This is a genomic window from Streptomyces sp. NPDC059534 (genome assembly GCF_042743475.1).
Lineage (GTDB): Bacteria > Actinomycetota > Actinomycetes > Streptomycetales > Streptomycetaceae > Streptomyces.
The window spans coordinates 201035-223265 of record NZ_JBHWAQ010000009.1 but is presented as its reverse complement, the minus strand read 5'-3'; the positions used below and the strand labels follow the sequence as shown (position 1 = coordinate 223265).

General features: G+C 74.0%; 19 protein-coding genes. 13 read left to right on the top strand and 6 right to left on the bottom strand.

Annotated features, from left to right (window positions below; genetic code table 11):
• Nucleotides 1–56: 56 nt before the first annotated feature.
• A complete protein-coding gene (locus tag ACFVZH_RS14430; protein ID WP_384896876.1) occupies nucleotides 57–2651 on the bottom strand; it encodes a DEAD/DEAH box helicase in 2595 nt (864 codons plus the stop codon).
• Nucleotides 2652–3138: 487 nt separating this feature from the next.
• On the opposite strand from ACFVZH_RS14430, the gene ACFVZH_RS14425 reads away from it, so the two are divergent.
• Nucleotides 3139–3861 (top strand): ferritin-like fold-containing protein, encoded by a 723-nt coding sequence (locus tag ACFVZH_RS14425; RefSeq protein WP_384896873.1) that lies wholly within the window; start codon nucleotides 3139–3141, stop codon nucleotides 3859–3861.
• Between the two features lie 50 nt (nucleotides 3862–3911).
• Here ACFVZH_RS14425 and ACFVZH_RS14420 read toward each other — a convergent pair whose 3' ends face one another.
• From ACFVZH_RS14420 to ACFVZH_RS14405, 4 genes are all read right to left on the bottom strand, one after another.
• A complete protein-coding gene (locus ACFVZH_RS14420; protein WP_384896870.1) occupies nucleotides 3912–4181 on the bottom strand; it encodes a hypothetical protein in 270 nt (89 codons plus the stop codon).
• A 168-nt stretch (nucleotides 4182–4349) separates the two neighbouring features.
• Entirely contained in the window at nucleotides 4350–4577 is a 228-nt protein-coding gene (locus tag ACFVZH_RS14415) for a DUF3107 domain-containing protein (protein WP_187284102.1), read from the bottom strand.
• 127 nt (nucleotides 4578–4704) lie between these two features.
• On the bottom strand, nucleotides 4705–5364 hold the full coding sequence (locus ACFVZH_RS14410; RefSeq protein WP_384896867.1) for a TetR family transcriptional regulator: 660 nt from the start codon (nucleotides 5362–5364) through the stop codon (nucleotides 4705–4707).
• Nucleotides 5365–5508: 144 nt separating this feature from the next.
• A complete protein-coding gene (locus ACFVZH_RS14405) occupies nucleotides 5509–5724 on the bottom strand; it encodes a hypothetical protein (protein ID WP_384896865.1) in 216 nt (71 codons plus the stop codon).
• 140 nt (nucleotides 5725–5864) lie between these two features.
• On the opposite strand from ACFVZH_RS14405, the gene ACFVZH_RS14400 reads away from it, so the two are divergent.
• The 12 genes from ACFVZH_RS14400 to moeZ all read left to right on the top strand — a co-directional run bounded on the left by ACFVZH_RS14400 (nucleotide 5865) and on the right by moeZ (nucleotide 20537).
• Nucleotides 5865–6830 carry an alpha/beta fold hydrolase gene (locus tag ACFVZH_RS14400; RefSeq protein WP_384896862.1) on the top strand — a complete coding sequence of 322 codons (966 nt, stop codon included), beginning with the start codon at nucleotides 5865–5867 and terminating at the stop codon, nucleotides 6828–6830.
• A 9-nt stretch (nucleotides 6831–6839) separates the two neighbouring features.
• On the top strand, nucleotides 6840–8216 hold the full coding sequence (locus ACFVZH_RS14395) for a DUF3152 domain-containing protein (protein WP_384896859.1): 1377 nt from the start codon (nucleotides 6840–6842) through the stop codon (nucleotides 8214–8216).
• A 101-nt stretch (nucleotides 8217–8317) separates the two neighbouring features.
• Entirely contained in the window at nucleotides 8318–8413 is a 96-nt protein-coding gene (locus ACFVZH_RS14390) for an Ms4533A family Cys-rich leader peptide (RefSeq protein ID WP_384896857.1), read from the top strand.
• 188 nt (nucleotides 8414–8601) lie between these two features.
• A complete protein-coding gene (locus ACFVZH_RS14385) occupies nucleotides 8602–10332 on the top strand; it encodes an ABC transporter substrate-binding protein (RefSeq protein ID WP_384896854.1) in 1731 nt (576 codons plus the stop codon).
• On the top strand, nucleotides 10329–11306 hold the full coding sequence (locus ACFVZH_RS14380; RefSeq protein WP_384896852.1) for an ABC transporter permease: 978 nt from the start codon (nucleotides 10329–10331) through the stop codon (nucleotides 11304–11306). The genes ACFVZH_RS14385 and ACFVZH_RS14380 overlap by 4 nt, the downstream gene beginning before the upstream one ends.
• A complete protein-coding gene (locus ACFVZH_RS14375) occupies nucleotides 11303–12292 on the top strand; it encodes an ABC transporter permease (protein ID WP_384896850.1) in 990 nt (329 codons plus the stop codon). The genes ACFVZH_RS14380 and ACFVZH_RS14375 overlap by 4 nt, the downstream gene beginning before the upstream one ends.
• Nucleotides 12289–13956 (top strand): ABC transporter ATP-binding protein, encoded by a 1668-nt coding sequence (locus ACFVZH_RS14370; RefSeq protein ID WP_384896848.1) that lies wholly within the window; start codon nucleotides 12289–12291, stop codon nucleotides 13954–13956. Before ACFVZH_RS14375 ends, ACFVZH_RS14370 begins: the two co-directional genes overlap by 4 nt.
• A gap of 190 nt (nucleotides 13957–14146) precedes the next feature.
• Nucleotides 14147–15844, top strand: a complete 1698-nt coding sequence (locus tag ACFVZH_RS14365; protein ID WP_384896845.1) for a glycosyltransferase — start codon at nucleotides 14147–14149, stop codon at nucleotides 15842–15844.
• A gap of 13 nt (nucleotides 15845–15857) precedes the next feature.
• A complete protein-coding gene (locus tag ACFVZH_RS14360; protein ID WP_384896842.1) occupies nucleotides 15858–17387 on the top strand; it encodes a hypothetical protein in 1530 nt (509 codons plus the stop codon).
• A gap of 202 nt (nucleotides 17388–17589) precedes the next feature.
• Nucleotides 17590–18561 (top strand): NAD-dependent epimerase/dehydratase family protein, encoded by a 972-nt coding sequence (locus ACFVZH_RS14355; protein WP_384896840.1) that lies wholly within the window; start codon nucleotides 17590–17592, stop codon nucleotides 18559–18561.
• The gene (locus ACFVZH_RS14350; protein ID WP_384896837.1) at nucleotides 18549–19295 is read left to right on the top strand and encodes a spherulation-specific family 4 protein; all 747 of its coding nucleotides are present in this window, start codon (nucleotides 18549–18551) and stop codon (nucleotides 19293–19295) included. Before ACFVZH_RS14355 ends, ACFVZH_RS14350 begins: the two co-directional genes overlap by 13 nt.
• Nucleotides 19296–19358: 63 nt before the next feature.
• Nucleotides 19359–20537: an adenylyltransferase/sulfurtransferase MoeZ gene (gene moeZ / locus ACFVZH_RS14345; protein ID WP_384896834.1), complete on the top strand. Its 1179-nt coding sequence runs from the start codon at nucleotides 19359–19361 to the stop codon at nucleotides 20535–20537.
• Nucleotides 20538–20616: 79 nt separating this feature from the next.
• On the opposite strand, the gene ACFVZH_RS14340 is transcribed toward moeZ, so the two are convergent.
• Nucleotides 20617–22170: an alpha/beta hydrolase gene (locus ACFVZH_RS14340; RefSeq protein WP_384896831.1), complete on the bottom strand. Its 1554-nt coding sequence runs from the start codon at nucleotides 22168–22170 to the stop codon at nucleotides 20617–20619.
• Nucleotides 22171–22231 lie beyond the last annotated feature (61 nt).

Sequence of the window (22231 nt, the reverse complement as noted above, 5' to 3'; positions counted from 1 at the left end):
GGCCCGGTCCCTGGGGAGGGACCGGGCCGCACGGGTGTGACGGGGTGGGGCGGGGATCAGCCCTCGGGCTGGGCCGCCGCCTTCTTGGTGGTGCGGCGGCGAGGAGCCTTGGGGGCCTCCTCGGCGGCCGGCGCCTCGGCCGCGGCCTCGGCGGCCGCCGCCTTCTTCGTCGTACGGCGGCGCGTCGGCGTCTTGGGCTCGGAGGCGTCGGGCGCCTCCGCCACGACCGCCTTCTTCGCCGCGCGGCGACGCGGAGCCTTGGGGGCCTCCTCGGTCACCGGCGCCTCGGCCACCGCCTCGGCGGCGACCGCCTTCTTGGCCGTACGCCGACGCGGGGCGGCCTTGGGGGCCTCCTCGACGACGGGCTCGGCGACCGGTTCGGCGACGACGGCCTCGGCCGCGGGGGCTTCGGTGGTCGTCGGGGATCCGGCGGCCTTGCGGGCGGTGCGGCGGGCGCGGGGAGCCTTGGGGGCCTCCTCGACGACGGGCTCGGCGACCGGTTCGGCGACGACGGCCTCGGCCGCGGGGGCCTCGGTGGTCGTCGGGGATCCGGCGGGCCTGCGGGCGGTGCGGCGGGCGCGGGGAGCCTTGGGGGCCTCCTCGACGACCGGCGCGGCGACCGGCTCGACGGCGGGTGTCTCGGCCACGGGGGCCTCGACCGTCACGGAGTTGGTGGCCGGGCGGACCGCGCGGCGACGGCGCGGGGCGGGGACCTCGGCCGTGACCTCGGGAACCTCGGCCTTGGGGGCCTCGACGACCGGAGCGGCGGCCTGCTGGACGACCTGCTCGGTCACCGGGGAGCCGGTGGCCTTGCGCGTCGCCCGGCGGCGCGGAGCCTTCGTCGGCTCCTCGACCGCCGGGGTCTCGACGACGGGCGTCTCGACGACGGCGGGCGCGGCGGCGCGACGCAGGGCGGCCGCGGCGGTCTCGACCGTCTGGAACGAGCCGGTGTCCTCGACCGGGCGGGCCACGCGGGGACGGCGGCGGCGCGGGGCCGGAGCCGGCGCCTGGGCCACCGGCGCCGGGGCGACGGGCGCGGCCGTCACGGCCTCCTGGCGGGGCGTACGGCTACGGCGACGGGGAGCCTTCGGCTCCTCCACCGGGGCCGCGGCGGCCGGAGCCGGCGTGGCCTCCACCGCCAGGGCGACCGGAGCAGCGGACGCGACCGGAGCGGCCGGAGCCGCCTCGGTCACCGGAGCGGCGCCCGGGGCGCCGAAGCGGGTGCGACGGCGACGGCGCGGGGTGCGCGGTCCGGACTCGGTCCGGGCCTCGTCCGTCGAAGTGCCGGTGCCGGTCGCGGTGCTGGTCGGGGCGCCCGTCTCGACGGCCGGAGCCGCCGACGCCGGGGCGTCGCCCTCGGCGCCGCCGCGGGTGCGCCGACGCTGACGCGGGGTCCGCGTACGCTCCGGGCGCTCCTCGGTCCGCTCGGCCGGCTTCGGGCCGCGCGCACGGCGTCCGCCGGGCTCGCCCAGGTCCTCCAGCTCCTCCGCGCCCAGACCCGCGCGGGTCCGCTCGGCGCGGGGCAGGATGCCCTTGGTGCCCGCCGGGATGTCCAGCTCCTCGAACAGGTGCGGGGAGCTGGAGTACGTCTCGACCGGCTCGTGGAAGTCCAGTCCGAGCGCCTTGTTGATGAGCTGCCAGCGCGGGATGTCGTCCCAGTCGACCAGCGTCACCGCGGTGCCCTTGGCGCCGGCGCGGCCGGTGCGGCCCACGCGGTGGAGGAACGTCTTCTCGTCCTCCGGCGACTGGTAGTTGATGACGTGGGTGACACCCTCGACGTCGATGCCGCGCGCGGCGACGTCGGTGCAGACGAGCACGTCGACCTTGCCGTTGCGGAAGGCGCGCAGCGCCTGCTCGCGGGCGCCCTGGCCGAGGTCGCCGTGGACGGCGCCGGAGGCGAAGCCGCGCCGCTCCAGCTGCTCGGCGATGTCGGCCGCCGTGCGCTTGGTGCGGCAGAAGATCATCGCGAGTCCGCGGCCGTTGGCCTGCAGGATGCGGGAGACCATCTCCGGCTTGTCCATCGAGTGCGCGCGGTAGACGTGCTGCTTGATGTTGGCGACGGTCACGCCCTCGCCGTCGGGCGAGGTGGCGCGGATGTGCGTCGGCTGCGACATGTAGCGGCGGGCCAGGCCGATGACCGCGCCCGGCATGGTGGCCGAGAACAGCATGGTCTGGCGGCTCGCCGGAAGCATGTTCATGATCTTCTCGACGTCGGGCAGGAAGCCCAGGTCGAGCATCTCGTCGGCCTCGTCGAGGACGAGGACCTTGACCTTGGACAGGTCGAGCTTGCGCTGGCCGGCCAGGTCGAGCAGACGGCCGGGGGTGCCGACGACGACGTCGACGCCCTTCTTCAGCGCCTCGACCTGGGGCTCGTACGCGCGGCCGCCGTAGATGGCGAGCACGCGGACGTTGCGCACCTTGCCGGCGGTCAGGAGGTCGTTGGTGACCTGCTGGCACAGCTCGCGGGTGGGAACGACGACGAGCGCCTGCGGGGCGTCGGTCAGCTGCTCGGGCTTGGCCCGGCCGGCCTCGACGTCCATGGGGACGGTGACGCGCTCCAGGATCGGCAGGCCGAAACCGAGGGTCTTGCCCGTGCCGGTCTTGGCCTGGCCGATGACGTCGGTGCCGGTGAGGGCGACCGGGAGGGTCATCTCCTGGATCGGGAAGGGGGTGACGATACCGACGGCCTCCAGGGCCTCGGCCGTCTCAGGGAGGATTCCGAGCTCTCGGAAAGTCGTAGTCAGGGTGCTGCCTCTTCTGTGAGACGCGGTGCGAGGCGAACGAAGGGGGTCGTACCGTGCCGGGATCCTTCCGGCCGGATCGTTGAAGATCGCTGCCGGGTGGCACGGGACCACTGCCGTCGCTCGAGCGTCGTACCGCTGAGGGTGACCCTTCCGCGGGTCCGCCGGAAGGGCTGTCGGGCCGGAGCCGATCGGGCCACCGACCGGGCATCCTCATTCATGAGTCGGCCCACCGTGTACGTCCGAACGTGCGAAAGCATGTCCGCATACTCAGCAGGCGCTTTATCACTGTACCCCGGATTCGCGCATGTGTGTTGGGAGAAAACGTGATGAGGGCACGGTCACACTGACTGACCAGGGCCTTCCCGGGGTCCGCGAGCGGGCTATTGTGCGCTGCATGGAGACGCCTGACAACGCCACACCCACCGGGATCGCCGCCGAGGACTGGGCCACCGCGTCCGCCGAGCCGCAGTACCGCGCCGCCGTGATCGACCTCCTCGGCGCCCTCGCCTACGGAGAGCTGGCGGCCTTCGAGCGGCTCGCCGAGGACGCCAAGCTGGCCCCCACCCTCGCGGACAAGGCGGAGCTGGCGAAGATGGCCTCGGCCGAGTTCCACCACTTCGAGCAGTTGCGGGACCGCCTCGCGGCCGTCGACGCCGAGCCGACCGCGGCCATGGAGCCCTTCGCCAAGGCGCTCGACGACTTCCACCGCCTGACCGCTCCGTCGGACTGGCTGGAGGGCCTGGTCAAGGCGTACGTGGGCGACTCCATCGCGAGCGACTTCTACCGGGAGGTCGCGGCCCGGCTCGACTCCGACACGCGCGGGCTCGTCCTCGCCGTGCTCGACGACACCGGCCACGGCAACTTCGCCGTGGAGAAGGTGCGCGCCGCCATCGACGCCGACCCGCGCGTCGGCGGGCGGCTCGCGCTCTGGGCGCGCCGACTGATGGGCGAGGCGCTCTCGCAGGCGCAGCGCGTGGTCGCCGAGCGCGACGCGCTGTCGACGATGCTGGTCGGCGGTGTGGCGGACGGCTTCGACCTCGCGGAGGTCGGCCGGATGTTCTCCCGGATCACCGAGGCGCACACCAAGCGGATGGCCGCGCTGGGTCTCGCCGCCTAGCGGCGGATCAGGGGCCGGGTGTCAACGGTCGAGGGGTCGTGCGGCGCTGTTCACGCCGCTGCTGATCGGCGCAGCCGGCGGGTGGCCGGGCGGATCAGCAGGGAGAGCAGCACCGCCGACACGGCCACGGCGCCGATCAGCGTGGCGGCGAAGTGGCCGGGGCCCAGGGCTCCGTGGGTGACGAGCGCGCCGAACACCCCGCCGAGCGTGCCGGTGACGAGAACTCTCCCCCGGACGGGGAGGCGGCCGGCGAGCCGCTGCACGGCGACCCAGGCCAGGGCGAAACCGAGCAGGGCGGAACCGAGGACTTCCAGGAACACTGCGGATCACCTCGCGGAGTGCTGCGGGGCGGGTGGTGCGGTCGGGGACCTCCTACCCCTGAGGGGCGGAACGCAATCCTTCCGTACGCCCTGACGTGGCCATACGGGCATACGAGAGGCCCGGTGGACCGAGAACGGTCCACCGGGCCTCTTCGCGTGCTCTCCGGCTCAGAGAGCGCCGAAACCCACGCGGCGGACGGCGGGCTCGCCGAGCTCCACGTACGCGATCTTCTCGGCCGGAACGAGGATCTTGCGACCCTTCTCGTCCGAGAGGCTGAGCAGCTGCGCCTTGCCGGCCAGCGCGTCGGCCACCGCGCGCTCGACCTCCTCGGCGGACTGCCCGCTCTCCAGAACGATCTCCCGGGGTGCGTGCTGCACGCCGATCTTGACCTCCACGGCTATGTCCCTCCGAACGGTCAGCGTTGCGCGATTGAGTGCGCCGTACGCTGCACACATTAGCCCGGTGAGGGGACGCGTACGGCGCAGCCGCAGCACGCCAGGAGCGAACAGCCCCCGGGAATGCTCAGTGGCCCTCGGCGCTCAGCAGGCCGTCCACCGGGTGCAGCGGGAAGCCGGCGATGCCGCGCCAGGCGAGCGAGGTGAGGAGTCCGACCGCCTTGTCGCGGGGGATCGGGGACTCGCTCGACAGCCAGTAGCGGGCGACGACCTGCGAGACGCCGCCGAGACCGACGGCCAGCAGCATCGACTCGTCCTTGGACAGGCCGGTGTCCTCGGCGATGACGTCGGAGATCGCCTCGGCGCACTGCAGGCTGACCCGGTCCACGCGCTCGCGTACGGCGGGCTCGTTGGTCAGGTCGGACTCGAAGACGAGGCGGAAGGCGCCGCCCTCGTCCTCGACGTAGGCGAAGTACGCGTCCATCGTCGCCGCGACCCGGAGCTTGTTGTCCGTGGTGGAGGCGAGGGCGGTGCGCACCGAGAGGAGGAGCGCCTCGCAGTGCTGGTCGAGCAGGGCCAGGTACAGCTCCAGCTTCCCCGGGAAGTGCTGGTAGAGCACCGGCTTGCTGACGCCGGCCCGCTCGGCGATGTCGTCCATCGCGGCGGAGTGGTACCCCTGGGCGACGAAGACCTCCTGGGCCGCGCCGAGCAGCTGGTTCCGTCGGGCACGTCGCGGCAGGCGCGTGCCCCGAGGGCGTGCTGCCTCTGTCTGCTCGATGGCGCTCACGCGGCCTCCCAAGAATCGATACGTGCGCTGTCGCGCCGCGCCGCCATCGTACTTTTGGGTAACCCGGCTGTGCGCGGTGCGAACGCAGAATTTCACGGACCGGACGTCCAGGTCGACAGTCGATTCAAGATTAAACCGAACAAATCAGCGGTAGTCGTCTTCGTCCAGGGCGACCACGCGCGCCTGTTCGGACGCGTCGGCCTCGTCCGCCGAGTCGTGTTCGATATGAGTGGGGTGTTCGTCCTCGCGTTGCTGCAGTTCGGTGTGCTGCTCAGCGGCGTCGGCCTCCGGGATTTCCTGCTCCAGCAAGACGACCTCTTCCTCGGTGAATGTGTCCGGCTCGGTCGGATCGACAGTCATGCGGTTCCTTCCGGCATGCGGGTCGCGGTCCTCTCCGATGGCCCTCCCTTCGAGCGTAGGAGCACCCGCGCCCCGCCGCACACGCACTTGTGACCCCACCCACACACGGAGCCGCGTGATCGTCTCGTAATATTGCGGCCATGTCCTCGACCGAGCTGCCGGAAAAGCGGACCGCCGCCGCACCACCCGCGTCGCGGCCCCGCGCCGTGAGGGTCGCCGACGGCGAGGAGCTCCGCTCCGTCGAACTGCCCGGGCTCACCCTCACCGTGCGCGCCCGGCCCGGCACCCGGCCCGGCCTGCCGCCCGCGCTGTACGTGCACGGCCTCGGCGGCTCCTCGCAGAACTGGTCCGCGCTGATGCCGCTGCTCGCGGACCAGCTCGACGGCGAGGCGGTCGACCTGCCCGGCTTCGGAGACTCCCCGCCGCCGGACGACGGCAACTACTCGGTCACCGGGCACGCCCGCGCGGTCATCCGCTTCCTGGACGCCGGCGGTCGCGGCCCCGTCCACCTCTTCGGCAACTCGCTGGGCGGCGCCGTCGCCACCCGCGTCGCCGCCGCCCGGCCCGACCTGATCCGCACCCTGACCCTGGTCTCCCCGGCCCTGCCCGAGCTGCGCGCCCAGCGCACCGCCTGGCCCACCGTGATGCTCGCGGTGCCGGGCGTCGCCTCGCTCTTCGCGAAGCTCTCCCGGGACTGGACGCCCGAGCAGCGCGTCCGCGGAGTCCTCTCCCTCTGTTACGGGGACCCCGCCCGGGTCTCCGACGAGGGCTTCCTCCACGCCGTGGAGGAGATGGAGCGGCGTCTGGAGCTCCCCTACTTCTGGGACGCGATGGCCCGCTCCTCGCGCGGCATCGTCGACGCCTACACGCTCGGCGGGCAGCACGGGCTGTGGCGCCAGGCCGAACGCGTCCTCGCCCCCACCCTCCTCGTCTACGGCGGGCGCGACCAGCTCGTGTCGTACCGGATGGCCCGCAAGGCGGCCGCCGCCTTCCGCGGCTCGCGCCTGCTGAGCCTCCCCGAGGCGGGGCACGTGGCGATGATGGAGTATCCCGAGACGGTCGCACAGGCCGCGCGGGAACTGATCGCCGACCACGACGGGAGCTGATCCGGGGCCGTGGGACGACACAGTCGCAAGGGCTCAGCGCCCGCCGCACCTCCCGCACCTCCCGTGCCCGCCGCACCTCCGGCGGCCGGCACCGGACAGCGGCAGCAGCCGCCGGCCGGACAGGGGCAGCCGCCGGCGCAGGCACCCGGCACCGGGCGCCGCCGCAGGCCCCCGGGCACCGGCCAGGACCCCGCCGGGACGCCGGCGCACGGCACCCCCGCGTACGGAACGCCGGCCCACGGCACGCCCGTGTACGGCACCCCGGCGCACGGGGTTCCGACGTACGGCTACGGCACGTACTCCGGACCGGCCTACGACACCCCCGCGCACGGGACGCCCGGCACTCCGGCGCACGGTGTCCCCGCCTACCGGACCCCCGTGCGGGGCGGTCATCCGCAGCACGACGAAGACACCGGCGCACGGCCCGGGGCATACGAGGGCCGGCGCGGCTCGCACCGGGCCCCGGCGGCGGAGCGGACCGGTCAACAGGCCGCGGTGCAGGCGCCGTTCATCCCCGGGCCGCGCCGCGAGCCCGTGCCCGACGTGGCGGACGCCGGCCGGAAGGGCGGTCTGGGGCGCACGCTGACCGGTGTCGGGGCGGCCGCCGTCGCCACCGTCCTCGCCGTCGTCGTCGCCGGTCAGGTGACCGACAGCGGGACGACTCCGCCCGTCACCCACGCCGCCGAGGGCCCGGCCGACCGGGCGGCGGACGACTCCTCCGCCTCCCGCTCCGACGAACGGGCCGTCCCGACGACCCCGGCGCCCGTCGTCGCCACGCCGGCGCCGACGTACGAGCAGCTGATGACCCGCCAGTTCCCGATCGACCCGAAGCTGAAGGGCTCCGGCGACTTCGAGGCCGTGCCGGGCTTCGACAAGGCGCCCGGCAAGGGGCGTCTGATCCGCTATCGGATCGACGTGGAGAAGGGGATCGGTCTCGACCCGAAACTCTTCGCCGCCGCCGTGCAGAAGACCCTGAACGACCGCCGCAGCTGGGCGGGTGACGGCGAGATGAAGTTCGAGCGGATTTCCAGTGGGGAACCCGAGTTCGTCATCACGCTCGCCAGCCCCGGAACCACCGGCGCGTGGTGCAAGAAGTCCGGTCTCGACACGACGGTCGACAACGTCTCCTGTGACTCCGCCTCCACCCAGCGCGTGATGATCAACGCATTCCGCTGGGCGCAGGGATCGGAGACCTTCGGACCGAAGGCCATGTACGCCTATCGGCAGATGCTCATCAATCACGAGGTCGGCCACCGCCTCGGGCACGGTCATGTGAGCTGCAGCACAGCCGGTGCGCTCGCGCCGGTGATGCAGCAGCAGACGAAGTCGCTGAACATCCATGGGATCGCCTGTCGTCCCAACCCCTGGGTGCACCCCGGAAGTTGACGTTCCGTCCGATGCGGGCGTGATCACATTCCGAGATCCGTGTCTCAGCACGGCCGTGAACCGCGTTGACATCGCTCGCGCGTTCGTTCATATTTCTCGGCATGTCGCCCCGTCACGTCGTCTCCGATCGCGCCGCCATTGAGCTGGCGCTCATCGGCGTGACCGCGCACACCGTGTCCGACATTCTCTGTAGCTGACGCCTGCCCGAGCGCCCGTCGGCTTTTTCTCTTTCCCTCTTGCCGGCGATGTACCGCGCCCGGGTGTTCCCTCCCCGCAGGCGCGGCCCTTTTCCCGTTCCCGGCGATTTCCCCGGATGACGCCACTCGCCGCTGCCTGCGCGGAATTCCCTTTTCCCCGCCCGCAGTTCTCCGAGAGGTTTTCTCCGATGCGTCAACCGTCCGTCATTTCGCGCCGCGTGGCAGCGGCCGCCGTCAGTCTCGTCCTGGCCTCGGGCGCCGCCGCCTGCGCGGGACCCGAGGACACCGGCGCCAAGGGCGGCACCTCCGGCAAGGCCGGGAGCGCCCCGCAGAAGGGCGGCACCCTCACCGTCCTCAACAACGAGGCCCAGACCGACTTCGACCCCGCCCGCCTCTACACCTCCGGCGGCGGCAACGTCCCCTCCCTCGTCTTCCGTACGCTCACCACCCGCAACCGCGAGGCGGGCGCCGCCGGCGCGCAGGTCGTCCCCGACCTCGCCACCGACATCGGCCGCCCCAACAAGGACGCCACGGAGTGGACGTACACCCTGAAGGAGGGCCTGAATTTCGAGGACGGCACGCCCATCACCAGCGCCGACGTCAAGTACGGCATCGAGCGCTCCTTCGCCGCCGAACTCTCCGGCGGCGCCCCCTACCTGCGCGACTGGCTGATCGGCGGCGACACGTACCAGGGCCCGTACAAGGACACCAAGGGCCTCGCGTCCATCGTCACGCCCGACCCCCGGACGATCGTCTTCAAGCTGAGGAAGCCCGAGGGCGAGTTCCCCTTCGTCGCCACCCAGACCCAGTTCACGCCCGTCCCGAAGGCCAAGGACACCGGCGCCAGGTACGAGGAGCACCCCGTCTCCTCCGGCCCGTACAAGGTCGTCAGGAACGAGAACGACGGCGAGCACCTCGTCCTGGAGCGCAACGAGCACTGGGACCCGAAGACGGACGAGGAGCGCAAGGCGTACCCGGACCGGATCGACGTCAAGTCCGGGCTCGACGAGGCCGTCATCAACCAGCGGCTCGCCACGTCCTCCGGGGCCGACTCCGCCGCCGTCACCACCGACACCAACCTCGGCCCCGCCGAACTCGCCCAGATCGGCTCCGACAAGGCGCTCGCCGCCCGCGTCGGCACAGGCCACTTCGGCTTCACCAACTACATCGCCTTCAACCCCAAGGTGAAGCCCTTCGACAACCCGAAGGTGCGCCAGGCGATCTCGTACGCCGTCAACCGCACCAGCGTCGTCAACGCCGCCGGCGGCTCCGCGCTCGCCGAGCCCGCGACCACCTTCCTGCCCGAGCAGAAGTCCTTCGGCTTCACGCCCTACGACCACTTCCCGGCCGGGAAGACGGGCAACCCGGAGAAGGCCAAGGAGCTGCTCAAGGAAGCCGGTTACCCCGACGGCCTCACCGTCACCCTCCTGCACTCCACCGCCCAGAACCGCACCACGAGCCCCGAGATAGCGACCGCCGTCCAGGAAGCCCTCGGCAAGGCCGGCATCACCGTCAAGCTCGACGGGCAGCAGCCCAACTCCTTCAACGAGAAGCGCTGGAGCGTCAAGGACGCCCCCGGCTTCTTCCTCTCCCGCTGGGGCGCCGACTGGCCCGCCGGCGGCCCGTTCCTCGCGCCGATCTTCGACGGACGCCAGATCGTCGCCGACGGCTCCAACTACAACCACGCCCAGCTGAACGACCCGTCGGTCAACAAGGAGATCGACGAGATCAACAAGCTGACCGACCTCAAGGCCGCCGCCACCCGCTGGGGCGCCCTCGACAAGAAGATCGGCGAGCAGGCACTCGACGTGCCCCTCTTCCACCCGGTCTACAAGCGGCTCGTCGGCAAGGACGTCAGGAACGTCGTCATCAGCGACTGGACCGGCGTCCTCGACATCTCGCAGGTCGCCGTCAAGTGACCGCCGTGACCGACACGTCGGCGCCCGTGGCGGGCACCCCCGCCACGGGCGCCGCCCGGCAGGCGTGGCGGCGGCTGCGCACCCGGCCCGCCGCCCTCGTCTCCGCCGCCGTCCTCCTGCTGCTCGTCGCCCTCGCCCTCGCCGCGCCGCTCCTCGCCGCGCTGGAGGGCCAGGACCCGAACGCGTACCACGACGACCTCGTGGACTCGGCCCGCGGCGGCGTCCCGTACGGCGCCTTCGGCGGGGCGGGCGCCGACCACTGGCTCGGCGTCGAACCCGGCACCGGGCGCGACCTGTTCGTCCGCCTCCTCCACGGCGCCCGGATCTCCCTGCTCGTCGCCGTCGGCGCCACCGCCGTCCAGGTCCTGATCGGCGTCCTCGTCGGCCTCGCCGCCGGACTCGGCAGCCGCTGGGTCGACGGACTCCTCGGCCGGATCACCGACGTCCTCGTCGCCCTGCCGATGCTGGTCCTCGCCGTCGCGCTGACCGCCGTCGTCCCGCGCGACTTCCCCCGGCCGCTGCTCCTCGTCCTGGTCATCGGCCTCCTCGGCTGGGCCGGCACCTCCCGCATCGTGCGCGCCCAGACCCTCACCCTCCGCGGCCTCGACTTCGTGGCGGCCTCGCGCCTCGCGGGCTCCGGACGGTGGCGGACCGCCCGCCGCGAACTGCTGCCCTCCCTCGCCGCCCCCGTCATCACCTACGCGGCGATCCTCGTCCCCACCAACATCGTCGTCGAGGCGTCGCTCTCCTTCCTCGGCGTGGGCGTCACCCCGCCCACCCCGTCCTGGGGGCAGATGCTGTCGACCGCGCAGACCTGGTTCCGGGCCGACCCCGCCTACGTCCTGCTGCCCGCCGGACTCCTCTTCGTCACCGTGCTCGCCTTCACCGTCCTCGGCGACGCGGTCCGCACGGCCCTCGACCCGCGCGAGGCGAGCCGGCTCGGCGTGGGCACCCGTAAGGAGACCTCCCGATGACCCGCTACGTCCTCAAGCGGCTCGCGGGTGCCGTGCTCGTCCTCCTGGCGCTCTCGGTCCTCGTCTACGCCCTGTTCTACCTGGCGCCCGGCGACCCCGCGCGGCTCGCCTGCGGGGAGCGCTGCAACCCCCAGCAGATCGCCCAGGTGCGCACCCGGCTCGGGCTCGACCAGAGCGTGTTCGCGCAGTACCTGCACTTCCTCCAGGGCGTCTTCGCCGGCCGTGACTACTCCACCGGCACCTCGCTCGTGCACTGCGACGCGCCCTGCCTCGGCCTCTCGTACCAGAGCGACCGGCAGGTCACCGAGCTCGTCCTGGAACGGCTCCCGGCCACCGCGTCCCTCGCCCTGGGCGCCATGGTGATCTGGTTGCTCGTCGGTGTCGGCACCGGACTGCTCTCGGCGCTCCGCCGCGGCGGACCCACCGAGCGGATCCTCACCGTCCTCACCCTCGCCGGCACCGGCACGCCCGTCTTCATCCTCGGCCTGCTCCTCCTCATGGCCGTCTGCGCCTACCTGCGATGGCTGCCCTTCCCGAGCTACGTGCCGCTCGGCGAGGACCCCGAGCAGTGGGCCTGGAACATGCTGCTGCCCTGGGTGACCCTCGGCTTCTTCGAATCCGCCAAGTACGCCCGACTCACCAGGAGTTCCACCCTGGAGACGCTCGCCGAGGACCACATCCGCACCTTCCGCGCCTACGGCGTGGGGGAGCGGGCCGTCGTCACCCGCCACGCGCTGCGCGGCGCCGTCCCGCCGGTGATCGCGGTCAGCGCCGTCGACCTCGGCTCGATGTTCGGCGGCGCCGTCCTCACCGAATCCCTCTTCGGCATCCCCGGGCTCGGCAAGACCCTCATCGACGGGGTGCGCGCGATCGACCTGCCCGTGGTGGTGGGCGTGGTCATGGTGATGGGCGCCGCCGTCGTCCTCGCGGGCGTCGTCGCGGACCTGCTGTACGCCGCCGCCGACCGAAGGGTGGTCCTGACGTGACCGCACACGACCGCACCCCGGGTGAGCCGGCCCCGCTCGTCGAAGTCCATGACCTCACCGTCGAGTTCGACCGCGCGGGCAGTCCCGTACGGGCCGTGGACGGGCTCTCCTTCACCCTCGGCGAAGGGCGCGCCCTCGCGCTCGTCGGCGAGTCCGGCAGCGGCAAGTCCACCGTCGCCGGCGCCCTCCTCGGCCTCCACCGGGGGACGGGCGCGCGGACCGGCGGCACCGTGCGGGTCGGCGGCATCGACGTCGGGGCCGCCGGTCCGGGCGAGCTGCGACGGCTGCGCGGCGGCGTCGCCGCCATGGTCTTCCAGGACCCGCTGTCCGCCCTCGACCCCTACTACGCCGTCGGCGACCAGATCGCCGAGGTGTACCGCGTCCACCACCCCGGATCGCGCAAGGCCGCCCGGGCCCGGGCCGTGGAGGTCCTCGACCGGGTCGGCATCCCCGACGCGGCCCGCCGCTCCCGCTCCCGCCCGCACGAGTTCAGCGGCGGCATGCGGCAGCGCGCCCTCCTCGCGATGGCCCTCGCCTGCGAGCCCCGGCTCCTCGTCGCGGACGAGCCGACCACCGCCCTCGACGTCACCGTGCAGGCCCAGATCCTCGACCTGCTGCACGAGCTGCGGAAGGAGACGGGCACCGCGCTGCTCCTGGTCACCCACGACGTGGGCGTGGCCGCCGAGAGCGTCGACGACGTCCTGGTCATGCGGGCCGGGCGCGAGGTCGAACGCGGCTCCGTCGCCGGGCTGCTGGGCGCGCCGGCGGAGCCGTACACCCGGAAGCTGCTCGCCGCCGTGCCCCGGCTCGACGGGCCCGTGCGCGCGCCCTCGGAGCCGGGCGAGGTGCTCCTCGAAGCGCACGAGCTGCGGCGGGAGTTCGGCCGCGGCGGGAAGCGGGTCACGGCCGTCGACGGGGTGTCGCTCACCGTCCGTGCCGGGGAGACCCTCGGCGTCGTCGGGGAGTCCGGCAGCGGCAAGACCACCCTCGGCCGCATGCTGGTGCGGCTCCTGGATCCGACCGGCGGCCGGCTCCGTTACGGGGGTAAGGAGATCGGCGCCCTGCCGGACCGGGAGCTCCGCCCGTACCGCCACGAGCTCCAGATGGTCTTCCAGGACCCGGTCGCCTCCCTCAACCCGCGCCGCTCCGTCGGCGAGTCGATCGCCGACCCGCTGCGCGTGGCGGGGGAGCGCGACGAGACCCTGATACGGGGTCGGGTGCGGGAGCTGCTCGACCGGGTGGGGCTCGACCCCGACCGGTACGAGGCGTACCCGCACGAGTTCAGCGGCGGCCAGCGCCAGCGCGTCGGCATCGCCCGCGCGCTCGCCGCCTCGCCCCGGCTGATCGTCTGCGACGAACCCGTCTCCGCGCTCGACGTCACCACCCAGGCCCAGGTCACGGCGCTGCTGGCCGAGCTCCAGGCCGAACTCGGACTCGGTCTGGTCTTCATCGCCCACGACCTCGCCGTCGTCCGGCAGGTCAGCGACCGGGTCGCCGTCATGCGCGGCGGCCGGATCGTGGAGCAGGGCCCCGTCGAGGAGGTGTACGGCGCTCCCCGGGACCCGTACACCCGGCAGCTGCTCGCCGCCGTCCCCTCACTCGACCCGGTCCTCGCGGCCGAGCGGCGGGGGAGGCGCCGGGCGCCGGTGGTGGCCGCCGCCTGACCCTCCGTGATCGTTTCGGCGCGTACCGCGACGGAACGCGACCGGGGTGGGAAAGTTACGTGCATTCACCCCTTCCGGTGGTACGACGGACAACCGTCCGTCGTACCACCGGTGTCTCCGCTTACGTTCTTCCCGCTGCGAGTCGCCGGACCAACGGTGGCCGCCGTCAAGGGAGATCGGGGGTGCGCTCGTGCGGATCGGACTGCTCACGGAGGGTGGCTACCCGTACGCCACCGGTGAGTCCGGACCCTGGTGCGACCGGCTCGTACGCGGGCTCGGGCAGCATCAGTTCGACCTCTACGCGCTGGGCCGCCCCGGCACCCCGCTGCCGCTCCCGCCGAACGCCCGCGTCGTGCGCACCGCCGACCTGGACGACGGCGCCGCGCCGAGGCACCGCCTCGAACGGGCCGCCTTCGGCGACGGCCGCGCCGGGCGCCGGGCCTACGGCCGACGCGAGCGGCGGCGCTTCACCGAGGCCCTCCACGCCCTCGCCGCCGGCCTCTGCGCCGAGGACGAGACGGGAGGCGGAGCCGAGGCCGCGGCGGGAGCCGACGGCGCGGCCGCGGCCGGAACGGGCGCGGCGTCCTTCGCCGCCGGGCTCTACGCCCTCGCCGAACTCGCCCGCCAGCGCGGCGGACTGCCCGGCGCGCTCCGCTCCGACGACGCCGTCCGCACCCTCGAAAGCGCCTGCCGCGCGCCCGGCGCACGCCGGGGCGCGGCCGCCGCCGGACTCGCCGACCACCTCGCCTTCGCCGACCACCTGGAGCGGGCCCTGCGCCCCCTCTCCCTCGACTGGTACGCCGAGGACGCGCTCGGCTCGGCCGACCTCTGCCACGCCGCCGCCGGAGGCACCACCGCCCTCCCCGGCCTGCTGGCCAAACGCTTCTTCGGGACCCCGCTGCTCGTCACCGAGTACGGCGTCCGGCTCCGCGCCCACTACCTCTCGACCGCCGGCGCCGAACGTTCCGCACCCCTGCGGGCCCTGCTCGCCGCCCTGCACGGACGGCTCGCCGCCGAGACCTATCGGCAGGCCGCCCTCCTCACCCCCGGCAACGCCCACGCCCGCCGCTGGCAGGAGAAGTGCGGCGCCGACCGGGACCGCATCCGCACCGTCCACCCGGGCATGGCCGCCGACCGCTTCGCCGAGGTCGGCGAGGACGAGGAGAGCGGCGACCCCGCCACCCTCGTCTGGGTCGGCCGCGTCGAGCCCGCCAAGGACCTGATCGCCCTCCTCCACGCCTTCGCCGAGGTCCGGGCCCGGCAGCCCGACGCCCGGCTGCGCATCGTCGCCGTGCCCGTGCGCGAACCGGGCGCCGGCGCGTACCTGACGCACTGCAAGGGGCTCGCGGCCCAGCTCTTCCCCGACGAGGCCGCCGGGGCGCACGCCGTCGGCGAGAACCCCGTCACCTTCGAGGAGCTCGGCGGCCCCGAGGCCCCCACCCTGGAGGACGTCTACGCCTCCGGCGCGGTCGTCGCCCTGTCCAGCGTCGTCGAGGGGTTCCCGGCCAGCCTCGTCGAGGCCATGTTCTGCGCGCGGGCCACCGTCTCCACCGACGTCGGCGCGGTCGTCGAGATCATCGGCGGCACCGGTCTCGTCGTCCCCCCGCGCAACCCCCGGGCGCTCGCCGACGCCTGCCTCGCGCTGCTCCGCGACCCCGAGCGCCGCCACCGGCTCGGCGCCGCCGCCCGCGCCCGCGCGCTCGAACTCTTCACCGTCGAACAGAACCTCGCCGCCTTCCGCGGCATCTACCTGGAACTCCTCTCCCACGCGCCGGTGCGCCACCGCCCCGGGGACGGCGTGCCGTTCGCCCACCCCGCCGAGGCCCATGTGCCGGGCAGCTGGACGCACAAGGCCCTGACCGCCGGCGCGGGAGGCCCCGATGCCTGAAGGAGGCACCCCCATGCGCGGCCCCGCCGCCCCGACGAGCCCCGGAGCCTGGGACGCCCGCTCCGAAGCCCTCCTCGGAACGCCCGCCCTCACCCCCTCGGGCGCCCTCGACCCGAGGGCCGTCCCGGCGGACGCGACCGGCCTCGACCTGCGCGCCCCCGAAGCCCCGGCGGACCCGTTCGACGCGGCCGACCCGGCCGAAGCCTCCGCCCCGTTCGACGCCACCGACCGGACCGCCCCGTTCGACGCGGCCGACGCGGCCGACCCGACCGACCCTGCCGACGCCGCCGGCCCGGCCGAGTCCGTCGACCCGTTCGAGCGGGTCGACGCCTCCGCGCCGGCCGGGATAGCCCCGGCCCCGGAAGCGGCCCCGACGGCGCTCCCGGAGCCGGGTTCCGGCCGGAGTGCCGACCGCCCCGAGGCCCCGGTCGCGGGCGCCGCGTGGAGGAGGGGGCCGGAGGCCGCCGCGCGCCCCGACGCACGGGCCGCCGCGCCCGCCGCCCCCCGGCCCCGGCGCGGGAACGCCGACCCCGTCAAGGTGCTCATGCACCGGCACCGCGAACTGTGCGAGCGGGCCGTGGATCCGCTGGAGATCGCCGCCGGCCTCGAAGCGCAGGGGTTCACGGACCGGACCGCCGCGCGGTTCCGGCACCGGGACGTGTTCTCGCTGGCCGAGGAGCTGTACGCGCGCGTGCCGCGCGGGTACAGCAGGACCGCGCCCCCGGCCGAGCCGGAGCCGCCCCGCGCCCCGTGGGCCCTCGCCGTGCTCGCCCCCGGGGCCGTCGCGGGCCTCGCGGGCCTCGCGCTGACCTTCACCTACGGGTCGCTGCGGGTCGCCGTCGGGGCGGCCGCGGTGCCCGCGCTCGGCGGGGCGCTGCTGCTCGCCGTCCGGCAGGGGCCGTTCCGGGTCCCGGGCGGCGGGACCGTGCCCGCCGCCCGGCTCTGGACGTTCTGGCTCCTGGCGTACGCGGTCGCCGGCGACGGACTCCTCACGCAGGTGCTCAGCGGGGGCCCCGACGGGGTCTGGGACCTCACCCCCGCCCCGCTCCTGGGGCTCGCCCTCGCCGTGGCCCCCGCCGCCTGGTGCGCGCATCACTTCGCACGCCGGGCACGCCGCCGGATCGCCGACAGCCGCGGCCTCGCCGACTTCGCCGCGGCCACCAGGCCGCTGCTCCTCGGCACCGTGGCCCTCCAGCTGCTCGCCCTCACCGCCCTGCTCGCCCTCACCGGCTTCAGCCCCGGAGCCCTCGCCCTCGGCGCGCTCCTGCTGCTCGCCCGGCTCCTCACCGTGCACGGCTTCCCCGAGACGGCCGCCGCCGCCCTCGCCGCCGCCAGCGCGGCCGAGGCCCTCGCCCTCGCGAGCGTCCTCGCCGCGCGGGTCCCGCTCCCCGGCTTCGACGGGATCGCCGCCCCGGTGCGCGCCGTCGTCGACGCGTGGGGCACCGGGGCCGTACCCACCCTCGTCTGCGGCGCCGCCGCGCTCGGCCTGCTGGCCCACGCGACCGGCGCCCTCGCCCGGGCCTCGGCCCACGCCACCCCGTGAAGGCCCCGCCGAAGCCGCGTGCGAAGGCCGGGCGACCATCGCGACCGACATCCCGCCGAGCCTTCATCCGAAGCGCCCCTCGCTCCCGCGGAGCCGACGCCGCGGGCGCGCACCGTCACCTTTCTCATCACCTCGCAAGGAGACCGAAGACCATGACCCCTCAATCCCAAGGACCGGCCGGTCGGCACGTAGGGGCCGCACGATGAGGGTGCTACTGCTCGGAGCCAACGGCTTCATCGGCCGCTTCGTCGCCGACCGGCTGCTCGCCGACCCGGCCGTCCACCTCACCGCCCTCGGCCGCGGCGACGACGCCGACGTCCGCTTCGACCTCGCCTCCGGCAGCCCGGGCGCGCTGACCCGCTTCCTGGACGCCGTCCACCCGGGGGTCGTCGTCAACTGCGCGGGCGCCACCCGCGGCGGTGCCCGTGAGCTCACCCGGCACAACACGGTCGCCGTCGCCACCGTCTGCGAGGCCCTGCGCCGCAGCGGCTGCGGCGCCCGCCTCGTCCAGGTGGGCTGCGCCTCGGAGTACGGGCCGAGCCAGCCCGGCTCCTCCACGGCCGAGGACGCGGTGCCCCGCCCCGGCGGCCCGTACGGGGTGTCGAAGCTGGCCGCCACCGAACTCGTCCTCGGCTCGGGGCTCGACGCCGTCGTCCTGCGGGTGTTCTCGCCCGTCGGCCCCGGCACGCCCGCCGGCTCCCCGCTCGGCCGGCTCGCCGAGGCGATGCGCCGGGCCATGCAGGCCGGGGACGGCGAGCTCAAGCTCAGCGGCCTCGGCGTCCAGCGGGACTTCGTCGACGTACGGGACGTGGCCCGGGCCGTGCACGCGGCCTCGCTCTCCGCCGCCCAGGGCGTCGTCAACATCGGCACCGGCCGCGCGGTCCGGCTCCGGGACGCGGCCGCCGTCCTCGCCCGGGTCGCGGGCTACTCCGGCAACCTGCACGAGCTGGACGCCCCGCACGGCCTGGCGCAGCGCCCGATGATCGGCGCCCCCCGCAGCGAGGGGACCATCGCCGACCAGCTGGCCGCCGCCCCCTACCCGTACCCCGACGGCTGCGGCACCTGGCAGCAGGCCGACGTCCGCACCGCCCGGGACCGGCTCGGCTGGCGGCCCAGGATCAACCTGGAGGAGTCGCTCGCCGACATCTGGATGGAGGCGGCGTGTCGCATCTGACGACGACCACCGCCACGGGGGCCGTCCAGGCGCTCGGCGTGGGCGTCCCCGGCTACGCCCACCCGCTGCTCGCCCCGGTCGAGTGGGCCGAGCTGACCCGCCCCGGGACCCCGGTGCACTGGGCGGTGCTCAACGTCGCGGAGGGCCCGGGCAGCCGGCCCGACCCGCACTGCCTGGAGGCGGCCGGGAAGCTCCGCAACGCCGGGGTCAGGGTCCTCGGGCACCTGGACGCCGACCACGGCCGCCGGCCCTTCGGGGAGCTCGTCTCGGACGCCCACCGCTTCGTCGACTGGTACAAGGTGGAGGGCTTCTACCTGGACCGCGCTCCCGCGGACCGGGCCGACCTGGCCGGGACGCGGCGGGTCACGGCGACCCTGGAGGCGATCCTCGGCGGCGAGGCCCATCTCGTCCTCGGCCACGGCACCCACCCGCATCCGGGGTACGCCGAGGCCGCCGACCAGCTCGTGACGTTCTCCGGCTCCTGGGTGGACTACCGCTGGTCACAGGTGGCGGAGTGGACCGCCGACTACGCGGAGTCGAAGTTCGTCCACCTCGTGCACGGGGTCCCGCGCACGCATCTGGAGGAGGCCCTGCGGGTCGCCCGCTGGCAGGGGGCGGGAACGATCTTCTTCACCGACCGTGCGGACGGCGGGGGACAAAGCGCCCCCTTCCACTCGCTGCCCGGCTACTGGGACGAAATCGTCTCGCGGATCGGACCGGGTGTCTCGGAATGAGGAGGGGCGTGGCAGTGTTACGGGGAGAACAACCGTACTGACATACCGACAACCGGAGTCCCCGTGTCGCTGCCACCCCTGGTCGAGCCGGCTGCCGAGCTCACCGTAGACGAGGTCCGCAGGTACTCCCGCCACCTGATCATCCCGGACGTCGGGATGGACGGGCAGAAGCGGCTGAAGAACGCCAAGGTGCTGTGTGTCGGCGCCGGTGGCCTCGGCTCGCCGGCGCTGATGTACCTGGCCGCCGCCGGCGTGGGCACGCTCGGCATCGTGGAGTTCGACGAGGTCGACGAGTCGAACCTCCAGCGCCAGATCATCCACAGCCAGGCCGACATCGGCCGCTCCAAGGCGGCGTCGGCGCGCGACAGCGTGCTCGGCATCAACCCGTACGTGAACGTGATCCTCCACGAAGAGCGGCTCGAGGCCGAGAACGTGATGGACATCTTCAGCCAGTACGACCTGATCGTCGACGGCACCGACAACTTCGCCACCCGCTACCTGGTGAACGACGCCTGCGTGCTGCTGAACAAGCCGTACGTCTGGGGCTCGATCTACCGGTTCGACGGCCAGGCGTCGGTCTTCTGGTCCGAGTACGGCCCCTGCTACCGCTGCCTCTACCCGGAGCCCCCGCCGCCGGGCATGGTCCCGTCCTGCGCCGAGGGCGGCGTCCTGGGCGTGCTGTGCGCGTCCATCGGCTCCATCCAGGTCACCGAGGCCATCAAGGTCCTGGCCGGCGTGGGCGACCCGCTGGTCGGCCGTCTGATGATCTACGACGCCCTGGAGATGCAGTACCGCCAGGTGAAGGTCCGCAAGGACCCGGACTGCGCGGTCTGCGGCGAGAACCCGACCGTCACCGAGCTCATCGACTACGAGGCGTTCTGCGGCGTCGTGTCCGAGGAGGCCCAGGAGGCGGCGCTCGGCTCGACGATCACTCCCAAGCAGCTCAAGGAGTGGATCGACGACGGCGAGAACATCGACATCATCGACGTCCGCGAGCCGAACGAGTACGAGATCGTCTCGATCCCGGGCGCGCGTCTGATCCCGAAGAACGAGTTCCTGATGGGCACCGCCCTGCAGGACCTCCCGCAGGACAAGCGCATCGTCCTGCACTGCAAGACGGGCGTCCGCAGCGCGGAGGTCCTCGCGGTGCTCAAGTCCGCTGGCTTCGCGGACGCGGTCCACGTCGGCGGCGGCGTGATCGGCTGGGTCCACCAGATCGAGCCCGGGAAGCCGGTCTACTAGGACGTGGTACGCGGAAGGGCCCGGACCTCACGACGAGGTCCGGGCCCTTCCGGCTGTCCGGGGGTGTCCGGCCCGGCAGCTACCCGCAGGTCGTGCCGTACGCGGGGACCTTGCCGTCCAGCAGATACGCGTCGACCTTCCGTGTCACGCACGCCGAGGTGCCGTAGGCGCCGTGGCCCTCGCCCTTGTTCGTGACCAGGATCCCGACGCCGTCCCCGAGCTCCTTCGCCATCTTCTCCGCGCCCTCGTACGGCGTCGCCGGGTCGCCCGTCGTGCCGACGACCAGGATGGGGGCCGCGCCCGGGGCGCTCGCCTCCGGCGTCCTGCGCTCGCCCTTCACCGGCCAGTTCGCGCACCAGCCCGCCGTGTCCCAGGCCAGGAAGGGGCCGAAGACGGAGGAGAGCCGGCGGAACTCGGGCAGCAGCGCCTTCGCCTGCGCGGCGGTGGGCCGCTCGCTGGAGTCCGCGCAGGAGATCGCCCGCTGGGAGTGCGTCTGGGTGGCGTAATGCCCGTTCGCGTCACGGTCGTTGTAGTAGTCGGCGAGGTCCAGCAGGGCGCTGCCGTCGCCGCGCTCGGCGTCGGCGAGGGCCTCGGTGAGGAGGGGCCAGTTGGCCTGGCCGTACAGCGTGACCGCGATGCCCGTGAGGGCCAGGCCCTCGGTCAGCCGGCGCCCGCCGACGGCCGGCGGCTCCCGGTCCAGCTTCCGCAGCAGCCGGGCGATCCGCTCGGTCCCGGCCTTCGGGTCCTGGCCGGTGCTCTTCAGGTAGTTGTCCAGGGCCCGCTGGAAGCCGATCGTCTGGTTGCGGGCGTGCCCGGTGGTGTCGGCGGTCGGGTCGACGACCGCGTCGAGGACGATCCGGCCCACGTGGGCGGGGAAGAGGTGCGCGTACGTGCCGCCGAGCTGCGTCCCGTACGAGATGCCGAAGTAGTGGAGCCGGTCGTCCCCGAGGACCTGGCGGATCAGGTCCATGTCCCGGGCGGTCGCGCTGGTCGTGGTGTGCGGCAGGACCGTGGCGGAGCGGCGGGCGCAGCCGGCGGCGAAGGCGGTGTTGTCCTTCAGGTAGGCGGCCTCCTCGGCGGCGGTGTCCGGCACGAGGTCCACCGAGGTCTCGGCGGCGGCCTGCTCGGCGTCGTCCCGGCAGACCACGCCCGCGCTGCGGCCCACGCCCCGCGGGTCGAAGCCGACCAGGTCGTAGCGCTCGTTCAGCTGCCGGTACTCGTCGGCCGCCTGCGGCAGGATCTCGACGCCGGAGGCGCCGGGTCCGCCGAAGTCGAACAGGAGCGAACCGATGCGGCCGCTCTTGCGCCCGGCCTCCTTGCGGATCAGCGCGACGGGGATCGTCGCGGCCTCGGGCTTCGCGTGGTCGAGCGGGACCCTCACCGTGGCGCAGCGCCACTCGTCGCCGGGCTTCGGACCGCTCCCGGTGGCCTCGCAGGGCTTCCAGTCGGGGCGCTGGCCGGTGAGGGAGGCCGGGAGCGCGGGCGGGGCGGAGTCCGGGGCGGAGGCCGAGGGCGCGGCGCCGGTGGTCCCCGCCGTGGCGGAGGGCCCGGGGGGCCCGGCCTCCGTGCTCGTGCATCCCGCGACCAGCACCCCCGTCACGGCCAGCACGGTCATGCGTACGCGTATGGACATGTGTTCCCCCAGGCTCCCGGCAAGGCGGCCATCCTAGGGGGCGTCCCGGAGGGCGTTTCAG

What these genes read in the sequence shown, in the direction of transcription:
- ACFVZH_RS14430 (WP_384896876.1), bottom strand. Translation starts at nt 2,651, where the DNA reads ATGACCCTCCCGGTCGCCCTCACCGGCACCGACGTCATCGGCCAGGCC.
- ACFVZH_RS14425 (WP_384896873.1), top strand. Translation starts at nt 3,139, where the DNA reads ATGGAGACGCCTGACAACGCCACACCCACCGGGATCGCCGCCGAGGAC.
- ACFVZH_RS14405 (WP_384896865.1), bottom strand. Translation starts at nt 5,724, where the DNA reads ATGACTGTCGATCCGACCGAGCCGGACACATTCACCGAGGAAGAGGTC.
- ACFVZH_RS14400 (WP_384896862.1), top strand. Translation starts at nt 5,865, where the DNA reads ATGTCCTCGACCGAGCTGCCGGAAAAGCGGACCGCCGCCGCACCACCC.
- ACFVZH_RS14390 (WP_384896857.1), top strand. Translation starts at nt 8,318, where the DNA reads ATGTCGCCCCGTCACGTCGTCTCCGATCGCGCCGCCATTGAGCTGGCG.
- ACFVZH_RS14385 (WP_384896854.1), top strand. Translation starts at nt 8,602, where the DNA reads ATGCGTCAACCGTCCGTCATTTCGCGCCGCGTGGCAGCGGCCGCCGTC.
- ACFVZH_RS14375 (WP_384896850.1), top strand. Translation starts at nt 11,303, where the DNA reads ATGACCCGCTACGTCCTCAAGCGGCTCGCGGGTGCCGTGCTCGTCCTC.
- ACFVZH_RS14360 (WP_384896842.1), top strand. Translation starts at nt 15,858, where the DNA reads ATGCGCGGCCCCGCCGCCCCGACGAGCCCCGGAGCCTGGGACGCCCGC.
- ACFVZH_RS14355 (WP_384896840.1), top strand. Translation starts at nt 17,590, where the DNA reads ATGAGGGTGCTACTGCTCGGAGCCAACGGCTTCATCGGCCGCTTCGTC.
- ACFVZH_RS14340 (WP_384896831.1), bottom strand. Translation starts at nt 22,170, where the DNA reads ATGTCCATACGCGTACGCATGACCGTGCTGGCCGTGACGGGGGTGCTG.